At 68.6% G+C, this 1,095-nt stretch carries 1 protein-coding gene; it reads right to left on the bottom strand.

Annotation, left to right across the window (positions count from 1 at the left end; translation table 11 throughout):
* On the bottom strand, window positions 1–1,095 hold a 1,095-nt coding region (locus ACK6AU_RS31990; RefSeq protein WP_409303770.1), incomplete at both ends, for a polyketide synthase dehydratase domain-containing protein.

Raw genomic sequence — 1,095 nt, 5'->3', positions numbered from 1 at the left:
TTGCAGGCCGATTCGTGCGACCCCGAGCTGGCCCCGCGGCACATGCCAGAGCAGATGGTCGAACCCGGTCCTGGCGCCCAACCAGCTGGCACAGTCTGCAGCCCCATCAGGCGTACCCCATTGGCGAGCGATCGCCTCTGGAACTTCCAGCAGGTGCTGATCCTGGGCGACGGCGGTGGCCTTCACGGCTTCTAGCGCTTGCCAACGTGGGGCCAGGGTCAGTTCTCCCGCAGGCCTTGGTTGCGCGGGCGTGCGACAGCAAAAGCCGCTCAAGCGCACCGCCACCTGGCCATCGGCGTGCGCCAGGTCGACATCGAAGCTCTGCCCTGCGCCCTGCTCCACGCCGGCGCGCCGCACCACCGCCCATGCCGGGTCCGGTAGCGGGCCCCACTGCTCGACCCGGGTCACGGCGAATGGCAGTTGCAGCGCCGGTTTGGCCAGCCAGCCAGTGGCAGCCTGCAAGGCGCCATCCAGCAGGGATGGCAGCAAGGTATAGCCCGGCGCCGCGCTGGCAACTGCCAGGCTCGCCAACGCTGCCAGCGGGCCGCTGCGCAGTTCCTTGAGGGCACGAAACCCCGCGCCGTACTCCAGGCCCTGTTCGGTGAAGCGCGCATAACAGTTCGCTGCGTCCACCTGCGACTCGCATGAGGCACCTACGGCGGCCAGGTCGACCCGCGGCGCTGGTTGGCCGCTCGCGGGGCGCACCCAGCCCTGGCTATAAAGCTGTTTTTGCGTGCCGGTGCCGCTATGGATCTCATAACGGACTCCGCGCCCCGGCTCTTCCACCAGGCCGATATGCACCAGCAGAGGCTGGCTGACCACCAGCGGGCGCAGCCAGGCCACCTCCTCCAGCACCATCGGCTGCCCCACTGGCAGTTCGCTGGCCAGGGCCGCCGCTGCGCGGGCCCACTCCAGTTGCACCACCCCCGGCACCACCGGTTGCCCGGCCACCCGGTGTTCGCGAACGAACCATTCGTTACCCGAGAGTCGTGTGCTGTAGCGTTGTTCGTGCAGGGTCGAACTGTTGCAGTGGAGCAATGGGTGCAGGGCCGCCCGCTCATCTGGCAATGAGCCGTTCGCCGCCTGGGGCGTTAT

Source organism: Pseudomonas sp. KCJK8993 (assembly GCF_046230915.1).
In the GTDB taxonomy this organism is placed as follows: domain Bacteria; phylum Pseudomonadota; class Gammaproteobacteria; order Pseudomonadales; family Pseudomonadaceae; genus Aquipseudomonas; species Aquipseudomonas piscis.
This window is presented reverse-complemented; position numbering and strand designations above follow the sequence as displayed.